The following is a 1,339-nucleotide window of genomic DNA, read 5'->3' on the forward strand; positions in this document are numbered from 1 at the left end:
AAAAGGGTCTCCAGCAAGCCAACAGCTCCTGGGACAGCAAGACTGGCACCTTTATCATTCCTAAGAACAGGGATTGGATACAGAGGCTCAGCACCTCTGTGGAGAATGCCTCAGCCAAGCTGACATTGACAGTAGAGGAACGGAAATACGTTGAGAATCTCAAAGCTCAGTTTGGCTTTGACGACACGACTGCCCGCCAGATTATCCAAGTCAGAAGAGGGCTGGAGGAGAAGTTTCCTGACAAAAGTCAGGAAGAGATTGATTATCTGTTTCTCAGGATTCTTGGCGGTGCAGTGTATGATGCTGATTCAGAATATGATAAGAAATTATGGGAGGCAACAGCAGGCTCATTAAAAGATGAGTTTGGGACAATGGATACCGTCAGTATTCTTAAGCAATTGGGTTTAAGCCAATCAGAATCAAAACAGCTGAATTATAATATCCGTTTGCAGCATGAAATGTCTGCTGGAGGAACGAGTTGGAAGGAGCTTACAAATAAAAAGAATAAAGAATTGTATGACGCTGCATTGAGTAATTACAAAGAAGCCTATGGCACAGAAAAAGGATTTGAGGAATTTTATAACCAGAAGCTAAAAGATTATTCAGATAATGGTAAGGTTACCAATGCAGACTTTGCCCATCAGTCTATTACTACAGCTACGCTATTACACAGAAATGATGGTCTCGTTGATGATACCATTAAGGAATGGGCGGGGTGGCGTGGAGATACTACGCACGAAGCGGGGAAAGACCCATCCATCAAGAATGATGACTACCGAGCCGATCTAGATGCGGTGAATACAGCCCAAAGAATGAAAGACTCAGGGAAAAGCTATATGGAAATCAGCAATGACTACTACAGCGAGATTGATTCTGGTAAGACCAATCGCGCTGAGGAATTTAAGGACAATGAAGGTATGAAAATTGTTGAGGACACCATCTATGATTCACTTGTTCCATCGGGTAGTTATATTGTTGAACCTGGTAAAGGGAGAGAATATAAAGCTTGGACTGATTTTGAAAGAGCGCAGTATCTTAGGGATAACTACGCAGAATCCTATAATTTTAATGAGAGTGTTAAAAATGGAGACAATAATCTAACTGATTATGCTGGGGATGAGGATTATCAATCCGATAAGGAGAAATAGATGAAAAAATATTTCAAGCTTATTTTCTCCTTACTTTTTGTTATCATTTTTGTCGGTATGGTTGTTTATGTCAATTTTTATGAGAAAAAGGAGCATGATTTCAGCATTGGAAATATCTTTGATGAACTTTATTTTGACCTTGCAGGGGAATCGACTTCTTCTCTGGAAAGTAGTGGCAATATCAAAGTATC

1 protein-coding gene and 1 pseudogene are annotated in these 1,339 nt (G+C 40.3%); both read left to right on the forward strand.

Translation table 11 applies throughout. The features are described from left to right. A pseudogene (locus AC4HAI_RS08965) lies at positions 1-1,148 on the forward strand (hypothetical protein); the annotation flags it as partial. Then, positions 1,149-1,339, forward strand: a 191-nt coding sequence (locus tag AC4HAI_RS08970) for a hypothetical protein (protein ID WP_491111244.1), incomplete at its 3' end; no start/stop codon positions are given. It lies immediately after the preceding pseudogene.

Source organism: Streptococcus sp. ALY_208 (assembly GCF_058314295.1).